A 22,750-nucleotide genomic window follows, 5' to 3' on the forward strand; every position below is an offset into this window, starting at 1 on the left:
TAACTATGAAGAAGCATGTTTTAATCTGTGGATTAGGAATATTATTGGGATTTTTGCTAAATACAGGTGTCTTGGCTGCCGCTAATTCTTCTATCGGTCGTTGGACTATCTGGTCGAAGAACCCTGCATTGCAATGGGAGGACGCTTTCGTGACCGGCAATGGGAAGATTGGCAGTTTGATAGCGGGACGTCCGCAGGAAGAACGAATCACTTGTGTTCATGAAGAATTGTTTATCCGCGGATGGGACAGGCATAAAGTGACTGTTCCGCAAACTGCACAATTGATGCCATACGTTCGTCAACTAATGGAAAAAGGTAAATCGGATGAAGCGGCTTGGCTGTTGACGGATGAGGCAGAAAGACAATTGCGTGCAATGGGAGCTAATCAACGATGGCCGTTAATTCCGCATCCGGCTTTCGATCTTTGCATCCGTCAGTTGGACAAGTTGCCTCTTCCGGTAGCAGATTACCGGCGGCAATTGAACTTGGAGACGGGGGAAGCGACTGTTGTCTGGAAGCAAGGTGCAGGCAGTTTTACAGAATCGGTTTTTTCTTCAAGGAAAGACAATGTGAATGTCATTCGCCTGAAAGCAAGCAACAAAGGGAAAATAAATGTGGAACTTAGTCTGGAGGAAACTCCCGGACGGGAAGGAGAACACTTTGAACACGATTTGGATCATGCCTTTTCTGAGGTAAATCGGGAAGCTTCCGGGCATTGGCTCACTTATCATGCCGCATACGACAAAGATCCCGGCGGATATGATGGAGTGGCGAAGGTTACTTTGAGAGGAGGAAACATACAGACGAAAGGTAAATCGTTGGTAGTCAGAAATGCAGAAGAAGTATTAATTATAGTGAGTATTGTCCCGCAGGAAGATGCCCGAAATGCTTCGTTGGATGCTGTCAAAGCCGGGCTGGATAAGTTGGCTGCAAACTATGACAAGTTGTTGCGGCCTCATGCGCAAAAACACAGCGAACTATTTCACCGTATGCAGTTGGATTTAGGTTGTGGTGAACAATGGACAGTGACGCCTACTGAACAGATGTTGGCACAGATCAAAGAAACAGGGCCAACACCCTTGTTCCTTGAACAACTTCATGCCATGGGACGTTATCTGTTGATTTCTTCGTGTGGAAAATTCCCTCCTCCTTTACAGGGAATATGGAGTGGAGGATGGAAACCTGCATGGATTGGAGGTTTCGTCTGGGATTCCAATCTTAATCTGGCTATATCCGCCACAACGATGAGCAACCTGCCCGAATGTGCCGAAAGTTATAACCGACACATAGAAAGCCTGCTGCCGGGATGGCGACTGAACGCCCGCAATTATTTAGGTTGCCGCGGCTTTGTCGTTGCTCATTACAATGATCCTACCAATGGCTACCTGACACACTTCGGTAGTTCCTTTCCATGGATGTTTTGGGCAGGTGGGGCAGGATGGAATTTGCGTCCTTTGTATGAATATGCCATGTTGACCGGCAATGTGACATATCTGAAAGAGAAAGTCTATCCTTTATATAAGGAAATGGCTGATTTTTACGAAGACTATTTGGTGGAAGGTACTGACGGATTATATCATATCACAACCTCTATTTCTCCGGAAAACGCTCCGAAAGGTACGAATACCTGGCTAAGTAAAGATGCTACTATGGATGTGGCGATAGCCCGTGAAGTGTTTACTTTCCTTTGTGACATGGGCCGACGTTTCCATGCTTCTTCTGCTGAGATGGAAAGATGGAATGCTATACTGCAGAAATTGCCGGCTTACCGCATTAACAATGACGGCGCTTTGGCTGAGTGGGTGGATCCGGCTTATCCCGATATCTATAATCACCGCCATAATTCCCACCTTTATCCTGTCTTCCCGGGGATTGACTTGGTTGGGCCGGATGCCGATCCTGCATTGCAGAAGGCGGCAAAAGTGGCGTTGGACAAACGTTTCGGATTTGATACAAGTTCTGCTCACGGTTTGATTCATCTGGCGCTTCAGGCCGCCCGTTTGGGAGATGCGGATAAGGTGCGGCAAAACATAGAGCGTTTTAGTAAGCGGAACTATCTTTACGACGGATTAATCACTTCCCATGAGCCGGGACGTGCTATCTTCAATCTAGATGCGATATTGAGTTTTCCTCGTTTGTTGATGGAGATGTTGGTGTTTACAAAATCCGGATATATCGAATTCTTGCCCGCCTGGCCCGTCGGATTTCCCGATGGTTCGCTCAAGGGAATGCGTATTTATGGTGGGCACACACTGGACATCTGCTGGAAAGCAGGCAGACTTGAATCGTTTACCATTCACGCTGTTGCTGATGAGACTTTGGAATGGGCACACGATGGGATGAAAGAATGTCTGGAATTGAAAAAGGATAAGCCGTTTCAGTGGAGACGGCAGGCGGTCGGGGCTCAAATGCAGAGGATGGAGTCTATGTATGATGAACAAAAAGACGAAGCGTTTTTCGCCGGAAAGCGGAACTTGCTGACTGCCAAATGGGAAGAACCTTTCTCTTACGAAAGTATACGGAGCAAGCATGCACCTATGGGACCTTTTATGGGCAATGGAGATGTGGGATGTGTCAGCCATACAACTGCCAATAGCCAGACCATTCGTATATCGAAAGTCGATTTCGTGACGGATGGTTGGGAGGATTGGACGGGCAGGGGACCGGCGGCCCTTCCGATAGGAGGAATAAAAGTATCGGTTGATGCTCCTTCTGCCGAAGGGTTCCGTTACGAAATGGATATGTTGGGTAATGAATTGCGAATGACAAGCGGGACATTGCCGGCTGTGGAGATGACAAGCTGGATGGGCAGAGGCTCCAACGTGATAGTGACGGAACTTGTCACTGCTTCCGAACACCCTGTTACCATCACTGTAGATACTTATGCAGGCGGAACAACTTCAAATTATGAGGATAAGGCGATTGTGAAAGGTACTATTGCCCAAGCATATCGCCGGACGTTGACAGACAGTGTACGTTGGATTTCGCAAGCAGGTGTCTCTACCCGTATTTTCGGGGCAGTCTCGTCGGTGAAGCAGGATGCAGAAAACAATGTAAAAAGTACTTTCACGTTGAATGCAGGTGAGAAGGTGTATGTAGTCACTTATGTATCGGGCGGAGGTACTGAAGATAACGCGCGTCTTGATGAAGCCTACGTCCGGTTAACCTCTTTGTCGGTAAAAGATCTCCGTCGGTTGAAACAGCAGAAAGATCTTTGGTGGACAGAGATGTGGCGACGTTCGTATGTGGAGACCGGCGATGACCTGATTGACAGGCAATATCTTGTCTCTGTCTATTTACAGGCTTCGGCTTATGACGAACACTCTCCTGCTTGCGGAGGAATGTATGGTGTATGGAATATGGATGACGAAATGAACTACCACGGAGATATTCATCTGAATTATAATAGCCAAGGTGGATTTTACAGTATGTTTTCATCTAACCGTCCCGAGCTTGCCATGCCCTACTACCGTTTTCTTGAAGGGATGATTCCGGAGGGTAGAAGGCGGGCAAAGGAAGAATTGGAATTGGTACACCCTTCGCTGAAAGGAAAATCGTGCAGGGGGCTTTTATTTCCTGTCAGTGCGTTGGGAATTGGTGGCTTTTATTGTACCTACTGGCAGCAAACAGTCAATGCTCCTTTCAATGTACCGTTGTTTAGCTGGTATTACGAATACACCGGTGATGAAACTTTTCTACGTGAAAGAGCCTATCCTTTTATCAGGGAGTGTGGGGATTTTTACGAAGATTACATTCAAAAAGAACGATACGGTAATTCCTACCGATATACGATTACCACCGGGGGACATGAAAACTCGTGGGACCTGAATCCGCCGTCGGATGTGGCTTTTGTGGAACAGACATTCCGGCTCCTGCTGCGTTATAGCCAAATCCTGAACATGGATGCGGACAGACGAGACAAATGGCAGGATATTGTGGATCATCTTCCGGCCTACAAAGTGATTATGCCTACCCGGCAACCGAACCAGGGACTACCTGTTTATGCCAAGAATGAAGCCGGATGGGATGCGCCGAATCACATGATACAGTTACATGCCGCTTATCCATGTGAAGTCTTGAATCTGGCATCATCTCCTGAAGCTCTTCAGATTGCACGCAATACGGTCCACTATTATTTTGTGGCACAGGAGGGCTATAAACTCATGAACGAATTGGGCTTGAGTGCTTATGTGATGGGAGCCCGCGTAGCTTTCGACCCGGAAATACTTATCGACAAGATGAGGTATCAGGCTGAAACTGCGGGAAAGAACTTCTTGATTACGGATGGGCACCATTGTCTGGAGAAGAGTGCGATTATGGAGGCGGTACATTCCATGATGCTACAAACGGTAGATGATGTGCTTTACCTTTTTCCCGACTGGATGAAGAAACCGGCATCCTTTACACGTCTTCGGGCTAAAGGAGGTTTTCTTGTGTCAGCTTCGTATGATGGGGCTCAAGTGACCGAGTTGAAAATTCAGGCAGGCAAAGCACCTGTTTGCAAGATCCGGAATCCGTGGTCGGACCGGGAGATAGAAGTGACAGCTAATGGAAGAACAGTGCCTGTTACTATATATCGTGATTATTGTGCTTTTTCTGTCAGGGAGAATGAAGTCTATCATGTAGTATGCAAATAGTTCCTTCATCCTTATTGTTGCACTCTGGTAAACAGATCGGTGCACTCAGGTGGATAGCCCTATTCACTTCAGTGCACAAGCCTGTTCACTGGAGTGCAACGATAAAGGTTTCTTATTGAAAATCGACTGATTATGGTGGTATAATCTTTCATTGTCTGTTAGTTATGATGAGAATGAACGATAGTTTTGCTACAGTTCATTAAGCGTTGATGATTAAGTTATGAGAATAACATTTGCAATAGGTCATTTTAGCAAGTCGATGATACCAGTTTTTCAATCTCTTTTGCAGAGTCCACTATATACGCCGGATTAAACTTTTCCAATTCTGTTCGAGGTCGGAACCCCCATGTTACACCACAGGCTGTTACATTTGCATTAGCTGCCGTTTGCATATCGACTCCTGAATCCCCGACATAAAGAACATTTTCTTTTTCTACATCGGCTAATTTCAAAATATCAAAGACGACTGCCGGATCGGGTTTGACGTTCACTCCTTCCCGTTGGCCGAAAACGGCAGTGAAGCGGATCTTTGGGAAATAGTAGGCTATCAGTTTCTCGGTAGCTGCCTGATATTTGTTCGAAGCTACTGCAAGCTGTATACCTTCGGATTGCAAATAGGATAAAAGTTCTGAAATACCCGGATAAGGACGGCTGTCATCTGCATTGTGAACGTCATAGTAAGGAATGAACTCCTTTCTTACACGGAGTACATTTTCTTCTGTTTTTTCTCCTTCGGGCAGAGCACGCTCAAAAAGCTTGTTGATACCGTTTCCCACCATAAAGTTATACTTCTCAATGTCATGGGTAGGATATCCTAATTTGTTTAATGCGTAATTGGTGCTATGGGCCAGATCGGCAATGGTGTTTAGCAATGTACCGTCCAAATCGAATATAACTAGTTTCTTCATTGAGCTTTCTGTTTTATAATTAATCTTGCTATCTTGGATCTTTTCGTTTACAAAGGTAGAAAAGAAAAGACGCTCCTGCAAGATTTTTATGATGCAGGAGCGTCTTTTTGTATTTGGTTACTCTTTTTTATTTCTTTGTAATCCGAAACCAATCCACATCTGCCCAACCGCCGTCGTTAGTAACAATGGCAGGACGAGTACAGAACATACCAACCTTGGCACCGATCCATTGTCCTTCTCTTGCCCGGAAAGGAGCACCGAATGATTCAAACTTTTTCCCGTCAAGGCTATAACTGAAATTACACATTGCAATGAGGTCGTGCCCGCCTTCACTGCTCTTGATTTTCTTTCCGTCACAACTGAAACGTACCTTCAGATAAACCGTATTTTGAGAAAGGGGAACGGAGGCTCTCACTTCTTCCGGTTTTCCTTTATCCGCTCTTAGGCATTCAACTTGCGACAGCACAAGACCTTTATCTGTATTTTCAAGAATCAGTCCGGCATAGTCCCTGCCCATAACGACAAGTCCGGTACGTTCACCCTTGTTTTTCAGGTTAGGGCTGAACGTCAGCTTCATCGTTGCGCTGAAATTATCGGAAGAGGTTTTCTGTAGCAAGAGGTTAGCTACATCCCACAGGTTTTTATACTCTTCTACCACCGGGTAAGAGTATAACCTGACATGACTTTTGTCTCCCGCATAATACGCCCATTTTTCGTTGATGTTAGCGTGCCATTGCCATTGTGGCGAAAGGGTATAACCGTCAAACTCATCACTTTCCTGTGGAGTACAAATGGGATATGTCTTTCCTACATTCGGTTTCCTGTAAGTCAAAACAGGCTCACTGCAACCGTCACCGTCTTTGTCTGTTCCGATGACAGGCCAGTCGTTTACCCATTTCATCGGTTGCAGATGCATGATACGGCCGTAAGCGCCTACATCCTGGAAATGAAGGAACCAGTCTTCTCCGGTAGGGGTATCTACCCAAGCTCCCTGATGAGGCCCGTTGACGGGAGAGTTGCCTTGTGCCAATACCGTTTTCCACTCGTAAGGACCGTAAATGTTTTTGGAACGTAACACGACCTGCCAGCCTGTCGGTACGCCGCCTGCCGGATGAAAGATATAGTAATAGTCATTTCTCTTATACATTTTGGGACCTTCGCAAGTCTGGTGTGCCTCGTGTCCGTCAAATATGATACGGGAAGGAGTGGTTGCTTTCGTTGCCTCTGCATTCAGTTCGCAGATTGTGATTACACTTTTCAGTCCGGCACGACTTCCTGCGTATGCATGTACCATATATACTTTTCCGTCCTCATCCCAAAACGGGCAAGTGTCGATAATCCCTTTTCCCGGCTTTACAAGAACAGGCTCACTCCACGGACCTTTCGGATCTTTTGCTTTCACCATGAAAGCCCCCTGGTCAGGGTCTCCCCAAAAGATATAAAATTCACCGTTGTGGTGACGAATGGCCGGTGCCCATACACGGTTACCGTGTTCCGGTCGTTCCGGAGTTTCAATAGGAGTAAGGGCATTGGGGATGGCAGCGCCGATAATTGTCCAGTTCACCAAATCCTTGGAATGCAGAATCTGCAATCCGGGCAGGCAGTTGAAACTGGATGAAGTCATATAGAAATCATCTCCTACACGGCAAGCGTCCGGATCGGAATAATCGGCATAGAGTACCGGATTTTTGTATTTGCCGTTTCCGAGATCGGAAACCCATACTTCGGATACATAGTTTTTCTGTGCTACTGCGGTGAAAGCCGTAAGCAGGCAGAAAGCTAAAGTCTGTGTCAATCGTTTCATAATCCCTATTTAGTTATACAGATATCCTTAATTTTCACAGTGACGGGATGTGCCAGTTCTTCTTTCCATTGGCGGAGATAAGCAAACCACGCTTCCGGGGTTTTATATCCGAAAGTTTCTTTCATGGAAGTGAACGTGGTGTGATACCGGAAGTAGTTACTTCCCGGAGCAGTAATTGTATAAAGGAAGTTCGCTTTATCTTTCTCCTCCGATTTCACATAACGTTGAGGAATGCAGGTGCCGAGTCCTACTGTTTCTTTGGCATATTTCACTGTATCGTTTACGGGCCAGTCCGTACCCCAGCTTCCTACAAGACCTTGATGGTCGGAGAAAGATTTGGAATTACCTACAATATCCTGAACTCCTGTGCAGAATATCTCTTTTTTGAGCGGTTCGTCAAAGAAAGCCTCGATACGGAGATCTCGGTGTCCGGCATAGAGGGTATACCGTGTCGTCATATCCAGTTCCGAGCCTTGATATTGCCAGCCGGTCACTTCGATTTCTGCAATGACACGTACCGGTCCATAGGAGATGATACGTTCCGTGCGGGTCTCCACCGGAGTGACGTGTATTGCTTTCTGTCCATCCCAACCTTTCAAGGCACCCGGACCGCAGCTGTCAAATACCCGCAGCACATCATCCCCGAATCCTTTGGTTAGCTGTTCATCCGTAGGATAGAATTGTGATTCCTTGATTTCCAGTCCTTTGTTGAATTTGCCATATATATCCGGCGTCTGCTTTTCATTGAAATAAAGACGATAGCCTACTAACTCCGATTCCAACACCGGACCGTGAGGACGTACCATACTATATATATTGCTGGTACCGGGAACGGTAATAGCCTGTACCCGTTGATGTTTCCCTTTGCGGTGGTCTGTGATAAACATATCAGCATAAACCCGTTCAGGATAAGTCTTCGTGCTCTTTTCCGAAGAAAGAGTAATCCGGAATGTTTTTCTGCTCTGGGCAGGGAGTTCGGTAACGAATGCCAATTCATCCATTTTGTGGTCCCTGTTCAAGTCATCCAGTTGGGAAGGTATTTCATCGCTTCCTTCCATGACTACGGCAGACTTTACCTTGAACCCCATTTGAAGCTCGCGTAGGCTGATCACTACCGGTGCATCCGTTTGTGGTTGGTTCCAGTTATTATGTACCTCTATCGTAATCGTCTTTTCCTGTTTCTGAGCCAAGGTGGGCAGGATGACGCTCCCTAAAAGGAAAGCGATAATAAGAATATTCTTTTTCATGCTTCTAAAGCTGATATTATACGTTGTATTTCTTTGTCACAAAAGTAACGGAAAAAATAGCAGACCGTCTATCTTTTAAGGATAAAATAGTCTGCTATTTGAGCTTTTTACTCTATATAATGATATTGTGGTTTTCTTCTTTTTTTCTGGAATGTATCTTATTTGAGGCTCAGAATCTGTCCTTTTGCACCCAGTTCTTCATAAACTTTTCCGTCGACAGTCAGGTTTTTGGCATTCTTGACATTTAATATATTGTTACCCTTTGCCGATTCTACATAAACGTTTTCTAAAGTAACTCCGTCTACCTGGCTGATAACAACTCCATCCGTAGCTTCCGTCATAACAACGTTTTTAACCGTCACATTGCTGATTGGCATTTCCGGAAGACCGTTGAAGAACATCGCACGCCCCGAACCTCTGCAAACAATATTTGAAATATGAATATTACGGAATGCCGGAGTTTCTTCCGTTACCGGAGGAATGGCAGTCTTCATACGATTCAGCAAATCTTCTTCCGATTCTTCTCCTGCACCTTTTCCGCCGTAGAACAAATCGAACAATAGCGGCTCGTTCGGTATATTAATCATGTTGATGTTATTAATGTAGATGTTTTCTACCACACCGCCACGTCCGCGAGTGCTCTTGAAGCGCAAACCTACATCTGTACCCATGAATGTGCAGTCTTCTACATAGATATTCTTCACGCCTCCGGACATCTCGCTACCTACCACGAATCCTCCATGCCCGTGCAGTACTGTATTATTCTTCACAATCACATTCTGACAAGGTTCTCCGCGACGGCGACCATCTTCGTCTTTACCCGACTTGATACAAATCGCGTCATCTCCCGCATCAAATACGCTGTTGATAATCAGCGCATTCTTGCAAGATTCCAAATCAATCGCGTCACCATTCTGTGAGTACCATGGATTGATAACCATAATATTATTAACTGTGAAATCTTCGCAGGACAACGGATGCAGACACCAGCTCGGAGAGTTCTTGAAAGTTACGCCTTCCAACAACACTTTCTTGCTTTTCACAATGCTGAGCAACACCGGACGCAACCACGGACGGATTTCAGCCCATTCTTCATCTGTATTAATCCCTTCGGGTACGTTGAAATCTTTGCAAGCCATAGCCCCTTTCAGCGAACCTGCGGTGGGATACCATATCTCCTGTTTCTCATCCAGGACACCGCCCGAATTGACCAGTTTCTTCCACTGTGAAGCAGTCAGTTTCTCTTTCTTCACCGGACGCCAGCAATCTCCGTTACCATCAAACGTGCCATAGCCGGTGACAGCGATATTCTCCGCATTCCGTGCCGAGATCGGTGACTGGCAACGACGGGTTTCCAATCCTTCAAAAGAAGTGTCGATGATAGGATATGCTTCGAAGTCGCCTGTGAAAAGTACCAATGCATTCTGTTCTGTATAAAGATTCACATTACTCAGCAACTCGATAGGACCGGTCAACCAGATACCTTCAGGGATAATCACTTTCCCCCCACCACGTTGGTTGACGTCTTTGATCGCATCATTGATCGCCTTTGTATTCAGGAATAATCCATCTCCTTTGGCTCCGAATTTTTCGATGTTTACCTCATAAGCAGGAAAAGCCGGTTGTTGCACTTCGGGCATTTCAAAAGGTAAATTCCGGTAAAGTGCGTCGCTTATTGCGTTCTTGCTTACTGCATTCTCATTGGGTTGTTTACATCCCGAGATAAACGGCAAACAGCATACGGCTATCCAGAGGAGTCTTTTTGTCAATGTGTTCATTTAGTAATCTAATTCTATAGGGTTATACATCTATTGTTTTTCTTGGTATATTGTTGATATTAATAAGGATGATTTCATAATTCTTATGTCCCTCCGCAGGCGATCTTTCGCAGGCAGCCTGCCGGAGCGGAATAAGACGAATTCATGTTAACCTAATTCTAACCTTAAATAAATATTATGAAAAAACCTCTTAATTATCATTCGCAAAGATAGGTGGGAAACTTCAAGAGGATGTGGACTAATTGATAGATTACGTGTATTTTTTGTCATTTCTGTCTATTATTTGCACACATCTCGTGTTTTTATGCAGAAAGTTCCTATCTTTGCACAAAATTTAACGATTAAAAGATATGAGTTATAACTTGTTGAAAGGAAAAAGAGGTATTATCTTCGGTGCTCTGAACGATCAGTCTATTGCCTGGAAAGTGGCAGAGCGTGCCGTAGAAGAAGGTGCAACAATTACATTATCAAATACTCCAATGGCTATCCGTATGGGAGAAGTCAATGCTTTAGCAGAGAAACTGAATTGCCAGATTGTTCCGGCAGATGCAACGAGCGTAGAGGATTTGTCGAATGTGTTTAAGACCTCAATGGATATACTGGGCGGACAAATTGATTTTGTGCTCCACTCTATCGGTATGTCTCCCAACGTACGCAAGAAACGTACTTATGATGACCTTGACTATGGAATGTTGGATAAGACATTGGATATTTCAGCCGTTTCATTCCATAAAATGATTCAGTCGGCCAAGAAACTGAATGCGATTGCAGATTACGGTTCAATCGTTGCATTGAGCTATGTGGCTGCACAGCGTACTTTCTACGGCTACAACGATATGGCAGATGCAAAAGCATTGCTGGAATCTATTGCACGCAGCTTCGGCTATATCTACGGACGCGAGCATAGTGTGCGTGTGAATACAATTTCACAGTCGCCTACATTCACTACTGCCGGTTCGGGCGTGAAAGGTATGGATAAGTTGTTCGACTTCGCCAACCGTATGTCTCCGCTCGGAAATGCGACTGCCGATGAATGTGCAGATTATTGTATCGTGATGTTCTCCGATCTTACCCGTAAGGTGACTATGCAGAACCTTTTCCATGACGGTGGTTTCTCCAGCGTAGGTATGAGTCTTCGTGCAATGGCTACCTATGAGAAAGGGTTGGATGAATATATGGACGAAAATGGTAATATCATTTACGGATAAAAGATTATGAAACTACGGATTTCTCTTCTTGTTATATTAATAAGTATGCTTTTCGCCTCCTGCGGGATAAGCACAGGAAAAGGTACGGAGCAGAAAGGAGAAGAGATTTCTGTTCTGAGATATGATAAGCTGTTGAACGAATATGTTCGTTCCAACAGCTTTTCTGCTATGCAGAAGCTGACAATGGATTACCGCCAGCCGACGAAAATTCTGATTGAAGATGTACTGGCTATCGGTACCGTGAAAGACGATACCATTTTTCAGCGTCTTCAAAAATTCTATTCGGATACTACGTTAGTCCGCTTAGTGAGTGACGTGGAAGCTAAGTTCCCCAATCTTGATGAAGTGGAGAAAGGACTGAATAAAGGATTCCGGAAACTGAAAAAAGAGGTCCCCGGTACGAAGGTGCCGTTTGTCTATTCGCAGATATCCGCATTCAACGAGTCTATTATTCTTGTAGACACGTTGCTCGGTATCAGCCTCGATAAATATATGGGGGAAGATTACCCGCTTTACAAACGCTTCTATTACGACTATCAATGCCGTTCAATGCGTCCCGAACGTATTGTGCCGGATTGTTTTGTATTCTATCTCCTCGACCGTTACGGAATGAGTTATCACGAGGGGACTTGCCTGATTGACCTGATGATGCATTCCGGGAAGATCAATTATGTAGTGCAGCATTTGTTGGGTTATGATAATATTGGTGATGCAATCGGTTATTCGGATGAGGAAAATGCCTGGTGCAAGAAAAACGAAAAGGCTATTTGGGAACATATTTGTTCCAACGATCATTTGCATGCGCGTGACCCGATGATCATCCGTTATTATATGAAACCTGCCCCTGCTGTTGAAATGCTGGGTGGACAAGCACCTGCATCAGTGGGTATATGGATAGGCGCACAGATTGTTTCTTCCTATATGAAAAAGCATAAGGATATGAAGCTGAAAGATTTGTTGGAATTTACCGACTATCACGAGATGTTGAACCAGTCCGATTATCTGGCTTCCTGATAGCTTCATTGGCAATTTTAATTCTCAATTCTCAATTTTAAAAGTGGAAACTGCTCTCTATTTACTACCTGTGACTCTAGGTGATACACCTGTCGAAAAGGTTTTGCCTTCTTATAATAAGGAGATTATCTCCGGTATCCGGCATTTTATCGTTGAAGATATTCGTTCTGCCCGCCGTTTCTTGAAGAAAGTGGACCGGGAGATTGATATTGATGCGCTGACGTTCTACCTGTTGAACAAGCACACTTCACCTGAAGACATTTCCGGTTATCTGAAACCTTTGGTTGGCGGTGCTTCTATGGGAGTGATTTCCGAAGCCGGTTGTCCGGCTGTTGCCGATCCGGGGGCGGATGTGGTTGCTATCGCGCAGCGCAAGAAGTTAAAGGTTGTTCCTTTGGTGGGACCTTCTTCGATCATTCTTTCCGTAATGGCTTCCGGCTTTAACGGACAGAGCTTCGCTTTTCATGGTTATCTGCCGATTGAACCGGACGAGCGTACCAAGAAATTAAAAACTTTGGAACAGCGGGCGTATTTCGAAAGCCAGACGCAGCTATTTATTGAGACGCCTTACCGCAATCATAAGATGATAGAAGATATTTTGCAGAATTGCCGCCCGCAGACCAAACTTTGTATTGCTGCCAATATTACTTGTGAAGGAGAGTATATACAAACGCGTACGGTGAAGGATTGGAAAGGACACGTGCCCGAACTGTCTAAGATTCCCTGTATTTTTCTCTTATACAAATAACTCCTTTTAAATGTTCGTATTCATCTTCGAAACAACTGCTGAAGAATCTTTTGCCTAAGTTTTCTTCAATCTGCTTGAAACTCCATAACTTGCTGTTCTTGAAGCGGGGAGTACAGAGGATTGCATCGTCTTTTATTTCAGCGATAAACAGATAGATCAGCCGGTTGGTCACTTCATTTTCAAAGTGATAAACAATATTGAACTCCGGCTTTATATTTTCTTTGGCATGTGGAAAAGCATTGGTTAATAAACGATTAACACCGTCGGACAAGGATTCGCCGAAACGCAGGTAACATTCCAGAGGAATATCTGTCTTATTCTTATCCAAAATAGCTGTCGAAGGCCGGTCGCAGAGAAATAACATCCCATGTGTGGAGATAGCAATTCTTATGACCGGATTGATATATGCATTCTTGTAATTGATCGCCTCTACTGCAGGAGTCTTTCCAATGACGTCTCCTTTGGTGTTGACGATAGGTACGTACTCAGTGTGAGACATCAAGTGATTGAAGAAGCGAATGGCAATCTGGTTAAATAGAATGCTCATGACAAAGACGATGGGTGGTAGCACTTTATAAAGAGTAAGTTTGCTGGTAGAACTTAACGGGTTCTGGCAGATTATCACGATACTGATGATAATAAAGTGAAGTATACCGAAAATCAGAGCAATTCGTGCAGAAACAACAGCAGCCTCCGCCCCTTGTGCATACAGGCGTTTGTTGCAGGAACCTATCTGTTTCAAGAAATGGTTGATGAATCTTTTCTTGTGCATATAGAGTATTAGCATCGGTATGAGAATGCTCACTTCCAATGTGAGAGGAAGTGCACCTTCAGGAACATAATCGCCCGGAATAAGGGCTGCCAGAGAAAGAAGAATCAGTATTCCTGCCGATATATAAAGAATAAAGTTGGGTAGCAGTATTCCTTTACGATGATAAGAAAGATATACACCTACGATACCTATGACTGTACCGATGTAAATAGCCGTGTCTTGCGTTATAAATTCGCACAATAAAATGGAAATAATAACGGGGATAAAACCCAGTGACATGTTAAATGCGGAAGAAAGTATTCCTTTATGATCCATCTCTTTATGTTTATTTGTCGGTTCTATCTATAAAACAAATAGTGCTTGTGTTTTGTTTGCTAACGGATATGTTTCTCAGCATGGTAGGAGGAACGGACAAGAGGAGCACTCTCCACGATATTGAATCCTTTTTTTAAGCCGATAATCTTGTATTTTGCAAATTGTTGCGGGGTCACATATTCGGCAACGGGATAATGCCGGTGACTGGGTTGCAGATATTGTCCTATGGTGAGTATCTGGCAACCGGCTGCCAGTAGATCATCCATAAGTGTTTCCACTTCTTCGGGAGTTTCTCCTAAACCAACCATAATGCCGCTTTTGGACTTTACTCCGTTTTTGGAAATGTGAGAGATCACTTGTAAACTGGTATCATAATTTGCTGCACTGCGTACCAGGGGACTGATACGCCGGACAGTTTCCATATTATGAGAAATAATATCGGGATGCGCTTCAATGACCTGATTTAGCAGTTCTGTCTTTCCTTGAAAATCAGGTATCAGTACTTCGATAGTCGTTTGAGGATTCAAACGCTTAATCTCCCGGATAGTACGTGCCCAATGCTCTGCTCCCAGGTCGGGAAGATCGTCACGGTCTACCGAGGTGATTACTGCATGATCCAGTTTCATCAATGCGATAGACTCCGCCACATGAACAGGTTCATTTACATCCAATGGGTACGGACGTCCGGTTTGGGTGTTGCAAAACTTGCAACTACGGGTACAGATATCTCCGCCAATCATAAATGTGGCAGTTCCCTTTCCCCAGCATTCCCCCATATTGGGGCAACGCCCACTGCTGCATATCGTATGCAGGCAGTGGGAGTCGACAATCCGTTTGGTTTCGGTGTATCGTTCGTTGGCACCGATATTGATTTTCAGCCATTCAGGCTTACGTACTCTGTCAGCCATTATAAATTATTCAAGAAGAAGTTGGTCAACCGTGTGTACAGATGATTGCGGGTGTTGCCACCGTATATGCCGTGATTACGGTTAGTATATACCTGCATATCAAATTGCTTGCCGAGTTGTACTAAATGTTCGGCATATTCCGTGCAATTCTGGAAGTGTACATTATCATCTGCCATGCCGTGTACCAGCAACAAATTACCGTGCAACTTGTCAGCACGGGTGAAAGCAGACGATTCCTTGTATCCTTCCGCATTTTCTTTCGGTGTACGCATGAAGCGTTCCGTATAAATCGTGTCGTAGAAACGCCAGTCGGTTGGTGCGGCAACAGCTACGCCTGCCTTGAATACGGGGGTACCCTCACTCATGCTCATCAAAGTCATGTATCCGCCGTAGCTCCATCCCCAAATACCGATGCGATCTTTATCTACATACGCTTGTTTGCCTAGGTAAAGTGCGGTTTCCACCTGGTCTCTGGCTTCTTTTACACCGATTTTCAGGTAAGTACATTTCTCGAAAGCTTCTCCACGTCCTCCGGTTCCACGTCCGTCCACACAGACAACGAGGTAGCCGAGGCTTGCCATATACGTTTCCCAACTGATTCCCCATGTATCCAGCACCTGTTGTGAGCCGGGGCCGCTGTATTGGAACATCAGTACCGGATATTTTTTCGAAGCGGAAAAATTGACAGGTTTCATCATCCAACCGTTCAATGTCACTCCATCTGTAGTCTGAAAAGTGAAAAATTCTTTCTTGGGAACTGCGTATCCTGCCAGTTTTTGTTTCAACTGGTCATTTGTAACCAGCGTCTTTAATGTTTTGCCGGTATTATCGTTCAGCGTAATCTGCATTGGAGTATCCAAACTGGAATATTTATTCATATAATATTTCATCGATTTGCTGAAAAGCGGTGTGTTTGTTCCTGTCTGTTGAGACAATTTGGTCTTTTTTCCTTTCTTATCCGTCTTGTAGACCGCCTTGCGCAGAGGACTTTCCTCATTACTGGTGTAATAGAACGAACCATCCTCCTCATCATAACCCAAAAAGTCTTTTACTTCAAACTTGCCGTTAGTCACTTTCTTAATGAGATTACCTCCCATGCTATACCAATAGAGATGACTGTAACCGTCACGTTCGCTAAGCATACTGAAATAATCGGGATAGAAGTGAATATTGTCGAATATATTTTCCTTTATATAATAAGGTGATTCGTCACGCAATACTAATTTGCAAAGGGTGGAACGAGGATCGGCAAAGTAAAGGTCGAAACGGTCCTGATGGCGGTTCAGTGTCATGATTGCCAATTTGGAGGCATCTTTTGTGAAACGGATGCGGGGGATATACCCATCTGTATCCAACGGGAGCTTCATTGTACGTGTCACGTGTGATTTGATATCGTAGGTACGTACTTCAACTTTGGAATTCGGATATCCTGCTTTCGGGTATTTATAGGTATATTCGCCCGGATAATCTTTCAAGGCATTGATGTAGGGCGCTTGTCCTGCAAATATCGGGAAAGAGTAGGAGGGAACTTCAGACTCATCGAAACGGATAAAAGCAATCATGGTATTGTCCGCACTGAATTCCAATGCGCGGTTAAACCCGAACTCTTCTTCATATACCCAGTCAGGAATACCGTTGATGATAGAATTTTGCTTACCGTCTTCAGTCACTTTGCTTTCGCTGTTGCCGTAGAGCAGTTTTACGAGGAATATGTTGTTGTCACGTACGAAAGCGATCATTGTTCCGTCCGGAGAAAAGACGGGGACCTGTTGAGGTCCGCCGTCGGACAGCCGTTCAATAATGTTGTTTGTCGTAACGCCCTTATCATTTCGTTTCAAAGGGTAGATATAATGTACAGCTGTATAAGAATGCCGGTAAATCGGAGTCGTTTTCGTAGCAATAAGCAATTTCTGACCGTCGGGTGAGAACTGGTAACTGTCGAAGTGTTTGAAATCACATTCGCGTGCAGTATTCACATCGAACACCACTTCCACTTTTTCACCTGTCTTGAAGGAATATTTAATAATTTGTGTGCCTTCGCCGTTCATCTGTGTGTAGTATTCACCGTCGGGCGTGGGGATTACTCCCTGAATGTTTTCCGGGCGGAAACGTCCGGAGGTGATATCTTTTAAATCAAGAGCCTTTTGTCCTTGTGCCATTCCGGTAAGGCAGAGAAGGCAGAAGAGTAGAGCTAAACTTACTTTTCTCATTTTATGAATTGTTTTATGTTTTACTGTTTATAGGTTTTAAATTCGTATCCTGCAAAAATAGTAATAAACTTAAATACCTCAAAGAGCAAACTCTTTTTTTAGGTTCGGATAGCCGCTTATTTCCTTAACTTTTATATTTGTTTAGGAACAAGACAGGGCTGTTTAGTTAAAAATATGCCTTCTCATGGAAAAAAAGTCTCTTTTTGTTTGCTTTTTAATTTCTAAATTTGATATATTTGTGATATCAAAATAATATCAAAATTAAATGCTATGATTACAAAAGAAATTAAGTACGATGATGCGGTTGTTAATGGCTTTTTGGCCTTGTTTCTTAATTTGATCGTGTTGCCTTTGTTGGTTGTTGTGAGTTTTATGCTTTTCAAAGGAAGCATAATTATGTTTTTCTTGCTATTGCTTTTTCTTGCATTAGCTGTTCTAATGATTCCGGGTTATTTTTCGCAGGAACCGAACGAAGCCCGTGTCATGGTATTCTTCGGGAAATATAAAGGTACGTTTACTGAAACGGGATTTTTCTGGGTTAATCCTTTTATGAATAAGAAGAAACTATCTTTACGTGCCCGTAACTTGGATGTGGAGCCTATTAAAGTAAATGACAAGATTGGTAATCCTATTTTGATCGGTCTGGTGCTTGTCTGGAAATTGAAAGACACTTATAAAGCTATGTTCGAAATTGATGCGCAGACAATGGCGGATAATAGAGGGAGCGGACAGATGACTGTGACTGTTGCCGGGCGAATGAATGCCTTTGAGGATTTTGTTCGTGTGCAAAGTGACGCTGCGCTTCGTCAGGTAGCGGGACTGTATGCTTATGACGACAACGAAGCGGATTTGGATGAATTGACGTTACGTAGTGGCGGTGATGAAATTAACGAGCAGTTGGAACAAAAGTTGAATGAACGTCTGGCCATGGCAGGTATGGAGATAGTGGAAGCCCGTATTAATTATTTGGCTTATGCTCCGGAGATTGCAGCAGTTATGTTACGCCGTCAGCAGGCGTCGGCTATCATCAGTGCTCGCGAAAAGATAGTTGAAGGTGCTGTTTCAATGGTACGTATGGCATTGCATAAACTTTCTGAAGAGGAAATTGTTGAACTGGATGAGGAAAAGAAAGCTGCCATGGTGAGTAATTTGCTAGTGGTGCTTTGTGCGGACGAAGCTGCGCAACCGGTTGTGAATACAGGTACGCTGAATCATTGATAAACTATAAATAAGAAGGTAAAATAGAAGTGGCTAAAAAGGAATCTTCAATAAAGAGTTTTGTTTTGCGAGTGGATACTGAAACAATGGACGCCATTGAAAAATGGGCGGCTGATGAGTTTCGTAGTACAAACGGGCAACTTCAGTGGATTATTGCCGAAGCCTTGAGAAAAAGTGGCCGATTAAAAAAGAAGTCTTCTAAAACCGGAAATAAACCGGAAGAATCTGAAGGAGAGCAAGTGGAGGATTAGAGTTTCATTGGTTTGGTGAAATATCTCATGATCCGTTCATTCCTTCATCTTTCCCTGTTCATCAGTGTTAGTGGATGAAGGAGCTCTGCCTTTCGTCTTGTGTCTGCTTGTTCATTTACTTTTGTAGTGACAGATAAAGGCAAGTAAAATATGTAATGATACTGATTTTTTGTATGGATTTGATAGAGGATATTTAATGAGATTCAATATCTTTGTGAAAAGTACTTTAAATATTACCACTATGAATTCAAAGAGAAAAGACTTGCAGTATGCTTCCGTCTTCTTGTTGGCCGTGGCATTGACATTCCTAATGGGAAAGGGTGATAACTTGTGGTTGGTGTCATGGGGTGACTTGATACCGAGCTTGTTTGTGTTGTTCATAGCAGGTGATTGCTTGCATAGCTCCTTGCTCCGTATCAAAAGCGGTGAAGAAAATGGGGGAGCTCGTTGGAGTACCTGTTTCACTTTTCTGGTATTCAGTATCGTCTTTATGGGCGATTTATTCTTTATAGGGAATTTTATTGTTGATAAACTGTGGGGGTAAAAGAATGAAGAATTTATCTTTGATAGAGCCTTTTACAGGCTTGTCATCTTTTAAACTATATCTTTTAGTTTATATTAACTAGAAAAATTAGTTTATAAACTAAAACTTCTCGTTATTTGCATCAAACAAAGATGCAGGTATGAAAGGATTAACAGCAAAGGAAGAAGAAATCATGGGATTTTTTTGGGAAAAGGGTCCCTTGTTTGTGAAAGAAATGTTGGCTTTCTATGAAGAACCGAAGCCGCATTTTAACACCTTATCAACGATTGTGCGCGGGCTGGAAGATAAAGGCTTTCTGGCTCATTATATTTTTGGGAATACTTATCAATACTATCCGATCGTCAGTGAAGAAGATTTTCGTAAAGGAACACTTCGGAATGTAATCAGTAAGTATTTTAATAATTCCTACCTGAATGCAGTTTCGTCTTTAGTCAAAGAAGAAGATATTTCTTTGGATGAACTTAGACAATTGATTCAAGAGGTAGAGAAGGCGGACAGGAAAGGCTGACCTGAGAACACTATTTAATGAACACCAATTAATAAAACGACAATCTATACTATGGGAGCATTCTTTATCTATATATTAAAATCATCAGTTTGCCTTGTCTTGTTTTACCTGTTTTTTCGGGTCTTACTTAGCAAAGAAACTTTTCATCGCTTTAATCGTGTTGCTTTATTGGGCGTACTGTTTTTGTCATTGCTCATTCCCTTCATTGAAGTAACCACGAACCATCAGGTTGAAGTACAACAAACAATGCTCACCATTGAGCAGGTGTTGCTAATGGCAGAAATGGAACCCGCGACTGTCGATGCAACCGGCGGAGTGGCTGTACACGAAGTCGCTTCCTTGTCCTGGATAGAAATTCTTCTGCTTGTTTATCTGTCCGGTATTATCTTCTTTGCTTGCCGCAATCTATACTCTTTGATCCGTCTTTTCAGGTTAATACATTCCGGTAAACGGGAAAAGTTGGAGAATGGAACAACACTTGTTGTCCACGAACAGGAGATAGCTCCGTTCAGCTGGATGAAGTATATCGTTATCAGCCGGAAGGATTTGGAGGAGAACGGGCGGGAAATTCTGATTCATGAAGCAGCACATATCCGTCATCGGCATTCTATTGATTTATTGGTAGCTGATATCTGTATCTTTTTCCAATGGTTCAACCCCGGTGCATGGCTGTTGAAACAGGAGTTGCAGAATATCCATGAGTATGAAGCCGATGAGACTGTTATCAATGAAGGTGTAAACGCGAAAGAATATCAACTATTATTAATAAAAAAAGCCGTTGGCACAAGGCTCTACTCTATGGCCAACAGCTTTAATCACAGTAAACTTAAAAAACGTATCACTATGATGTTAAAAGAAAAATCAAATCCGTGGGCACGGTTGAAGTACTTGTATGTGCTTCCATTGGCAGCTATTGCAGTAACTGCTTTTGCCCGTCCCGAAATCTCCGAACAAGTAGAAGAAATTTCTGCCGTCAAAGTTAATGATTTGGCCGAGATTGTGCAAGAAAATGTGTTGAGAGATACAGAAAATATGCTGCAAGATACTGTAAAAGTGTCACATAGCGATAGTAAGGCCAAGGTTCGTGCTGAAAATCGTGCGGCAAAAACGAAAGGTAATGAAGAATTAGTTGTTTTTGAGGTGGTGGAGCAAATGCCTGAATATCCGGGTGGTATGAATGCGTTGTATAAGTATTTGGAGAATAAAACAAAAAGTTCTGATGTGAAAGGGAAAGCCGGAGGTAGTGTGATAGTCGGTTTCACTGTATCTGAAAGCGGGAAAGTAAAGGATGTGCGAGCGCTTCAGTCCGACCAACCTATCTTAACTAAAGAGGCTGAAAGAATTGTGAGTGAAATGCCGGCCTGGACTCCCGGAAAGCAACGTGGTATGCCTGTGTCTGTGAAATATTCCGTTCCGGTGAGGTTTGGAGATATCAGATTTCCGGAGAATAAGAAGCCGTTAATTATGGTCGATGGCAAGGAAATGAGTATGGAGACTTTCGAAAAAATAGATAGAGGGATAATAGAAAGTTTCTCGGTACTGAAAGATAGTGCATCTATTGGTTTATATGGCAAGCGTGGTGCAAATGGGGTGATACTTGTTACCACTCGCAGGGAGGGGAAAACACGTGTACAAGACATCAGCACTTTTACTGAGATCAAAGCGACTGAAACAAATACTGTGCCGGACTTTCTTGTCGCAGGAATTGTTACTGACGAGCAGGGCCAGCCTAAAGCCGGAGTAAGCATAGTCGTTCCCAATACAACTATTGGCGCAATAACAGATGCAAATGGCCGCTTTCGTCTGAAAACACCGAAGGATAGTTATTTGTGGTTCTCATTTATTGGATATAAAACGGTGAAAGCAGCCGTAGCTTCTGAAATGTCAATACGAATGGAACAGGATGTGGTTAAATTGTTTCCTGAGACATCCGTTAGTCTGAAAACGACCGGAACTTTATCTTCCGGTACTAAAGTCGGAAATAGTTTGACTCTTTATGGAGTTGAAGAGGGCAAACAACCCTTAATCATTATTAATGATAAAGAAGTATCGGATAAAGAAGCTTTGTCTAAGATAGCTCCTGACCGTATTAAAAGTTTTTCTATATTGAAAGATAAAACTGCTACATCTATTTATGGGGAAAAAGGAAAAAATGGAGTGATAATTGTTACTTTGCTTACGGAAGGAGAGTATCAATTTAAAAAAGATAATCCGGAAAAACCTTATGCTGATGCTTTGGAACTGGCAGAAAGTGTCGCAGAAGGGGTAGAAGGAAAGATTATCTATTGTATAGACGATGATGAAGTCGAAAAATCGAAATTGAAAGGAATGTCTATAAAGACAATTAAAGCAGTGTCTTTAGATCAAGCGGGCAAAGAGAAAATTGTACGTTTGAAAACAGACAAGTACCGTTCTGACTGGATTACCGTGACCGGAGTAGTGTATAATGAGGACGAGAAACCGACATCCGCTATTGTAAATGTAAGAGGTACGAGATTTACGGAAAGAACAGATTCAATAGGGCACTTTACTATAAAAGCCCCTAAAAACGGTGTACTTCTGGTTGGTTATAATGGAAAGCCTACCATTGAAGTTAAAGTGAAGCCTACACTTAAAGTCATTTTGAAAGATAAACAAGAATGATTTTATAAGCTAGCGACGAACTCATACGCAAGGTTGT

The 22,750-nt window shown here is 43.4% G+C and carries 16 protein-coding genes; 9 read left to right on the top strand and 7 right to left on the bottom strand.

All coding sequences use genetic code 11. The features are described 5' to 3' along the window. Positions 1 to 5: 5 nt before the first annotated feature. On the top strand, positions 6 to 4,637 hold the full coding sequence (locus tag CGC64_RS07220) for a glycosyl hydrolase family 95 catalytic domain-containing protein (protein WP_050396678.1): 4,632 nt from the start codon (positions 6 to 8) through the stop codon (positions 4,635 to 4,637). A gap of 248 nt (positions 4,638 to 4,885) precedes the next feature. On the opposite strand, the gene CGC64_RS07225 is transcribed toward CGC64_RS07220, so the two are convergent. The 4 genes from CGC64_RS07225 to CGC64_RS07240 all read right to left on the bottom strand — a co-directional run bounded on the left by CGC64_RS07225 (position 4,886) and on the right by CGC64_RS07240 (position 10,374). Then, positions 4,886 to 5,545 (bottom strand): HAD family hydrolase, encoded by a 660-nt coding sequence (locus CGC64_RS07225; protein WP_005677270.1) that lies wholly within the window; start codon positions 5,543 to 5,545, stop codon positions 4,886 to 4,888. Positions 5,546 to 5,672: 127 nt separating this feature from the next. Next, positions 5,673 to 7,349, bottom strand: coding sequence for a glycoside hydrolase family 43 protein (locus CGC64_RS07230; RefSeq protein ID WP_005677271.1), 1,677 nt, complete (start codon positions 7,347 to 7,349; stop codon positions 5,673 to 5,675). Positions 7,350 to 7,354: 5 nt separating this feature from the next. Next, a complete protein-coding gene (locus tag CGC64_RS07235; protein WP_005677272.1) occupies positions 7,355 to 8,596 on the bottom strand; it encodes a DUF4861 domain-containing protein in 1,242 nt (413 codons plus the stop codon). A 158-nt stretch (positions 8,597 to 8,754) separates the two neighbouring features. Continuing rightward, a complete protein-coding gene (locus tag CGC64_RS07240; RefSeq protein ID WP_005677273.1) occupies positions 8,755 to 10,374 on the bottom strand; it encodes a glycoside hydrolase family 28 protein in 1,620 nt (539 codons plus the stop codon). A 350-nt stretch (positions 10,375 to 10,724) separates the two neighbouring features. On the opposite strand from CGC64_RS07240, the gene CGC64_RS07245 reads away from it, so the two are divergent. The 3 genes from CGC64_RS07245 to CGC64_RS07255 are packed head-to-tail and all read left to right on the top strand — an operon-like array spanning position 10,725 to position 13,344. After that, positions 10,725 to 11,582 carry an enoyl-ACP reductase FabI gene (locus CGC64_RS07245; protein WP_005677274.1) on the top strand — a complete coding sequence of 286 codons (858 nt, stop codon included), beginning with the start codon at positions 10,725 to 10,727 and terminating at the stop codon, positions 11,580 to 11,582. Positions 11,583 to 11,588: 6 nt separating this feature from the next. Then, positions 11,589 to 12,596 (top strand): gliding motility protein GldB-related protein, encoded by a 1,008-nt coding sequence (locus CGC64_RS07250; protein WP_005677275.1) that lies wholly within the window; start codon positions 11,589 to 11,591, stop codon positions 12,594 to 12,596. 43 nt (positions 12,597 to 12,639) lie between these two features. Beyond that, positions 12,640 to 13,344: an SAM-dependent methyltransferase gene (locus tag CGC64_RS07255; RefSeq protein ID WP_032855116.1), complete on the top strand. Its 705-nt coding sequence runs from the start codon at positions 12,640 to 12,642 to the stop codon at positions 13,342 to 13,344. On the opposite strand, the gene CGC64_RS07260 is transcribed toward CGC64_RS07255, so the two are convergent. Genes CGC64_RS07260 through CGC64_RS07270 form a run of 3 tightly spaced genes read right to left on the bottom strand, consistent with a single transcriptional unit; the run spans position 13,310 to position 17,549 of the window. Next, on the bottom strand, positions 13,310 to 14,431 hold the full coding sequence (locus tag CGC64_RS07260) for a hypothetical protein (protein WP_005677278.1): 1,122 nt from the start codon (positions 14,429 to 14,431) through the stop codon (positions 13,310 to 13,312). The two genes, CGC64_RS07255 and CGC64_RS07260, sit on opposite strands and share 35 nt — an antisense overlap. A gap of 59 nt (positions 14,432 to 14,490) precedes the next feature. After that, a complete protein-coding gene (lipA, locus tag CGC64_RS07265) occupies positions 14,491 to 15,339 on the bottom strand; it encodes a lipoyl synthase (protein WP_005677279.1) in 849 nt (282 codons plus the stop codon). Further along, positions 15,339 to 17,549, bottom strand: coding sequence for a S9 family peptidase (locus CGC64_RS07270; protein ID WP_005679943.1), 2,211 nt, complete (start codon positions 17,547 to 17,549; stop codon positions 15,339 to 15,341). The genes lipA and CGC64_RS07270 overlap by 1 nt, the downstream gene beginning before the upstream one ends. A gap of 270 nt (positions 17,550 to 17,819) precedes the next feature. Here CGC64_RS07270 and CGC64_RS07275 point away from each other — a divergent pair, with 270 nt between their 5' ends. From CGC64_RS07275 to CGC64_RS07295, 5 genes are all read left to right on the top strand, one after another. After that, the gene (locus tag CGC64_RS07275; protein WP_005677281.1) at positions 17,820 to 18,767 is read left to right on the top strand and encodes an SPFH domain-containing protein; all 948 of its coding nucleotides are present in this window, start codon (positions 17,820 to 17,822) and stop codon (positions 18,765 to 18,767) included. Between the two features lie 29 nt (positions 18,768 to 18,796). Then, complete coding sequence (locus CGC64_RS07280; RefSeq protein ID WP_005679946.1) at positions 18,797 to 19,018, top strand: Arc family DNA-binding protein; 222 nt, start codon at positions 18,797 to 18,799, stop codon at positions 19,016 to 19,018. 241 nt (positions 19,019 to 19,259) lie between these two features. Further along, positions 19,260 to 19,562, top strand: a complete 303-nt coding sequence (locus tag CGC64_RS07285; RefSeq protein WP_005679947.1) for a G protein-coupled receptor family protein — start codon at positions 19,260 to 19,262, stop codon at positions 19,560 to 19,562. A gap of 139 nt (positions 19,563 to 19,701) precedes the next feature. After that, complete coding sequence (locus CGC64_RS07290) at positions 19,702 to 20,070, top strand: BlaI/MecI/CopY family transcriptional regulator (protein WP_005677286.1); 369 nt, start codon at positions 19,702 to 19,704, stop codon at positions 20,068 to 20,070. A 51-nt stretch (positions 20,071 to 20,121) separates the two neighbouring features. Further along, positions 20,122 to 22,713 carry a M56 family metallopeptidase gene (locus tag CGC64_RS07295; RefSeq protein ID WP_005679948.1) on the top strand — a complete coding sequence of 864 codons (2,592 nt, stop codon included), beginning with the start codon at positions 20,122 to 20,124 and terminating at the stop codon, positions 22,711 to 22,713. Positions 22,714 to 22,750: the final 37 nt, after the last annotated feature.

Origin of the sequence: Bacteroides caccae (genome assembly GCF_002222615.2) — a bacterium.
GTDB classification, from domain to species: Bacteria; Bacteroidota; Bacteroidia; order Bacteroidales; family Bacteroidaceae; genus Bacteroides; species Bacteroides caccae.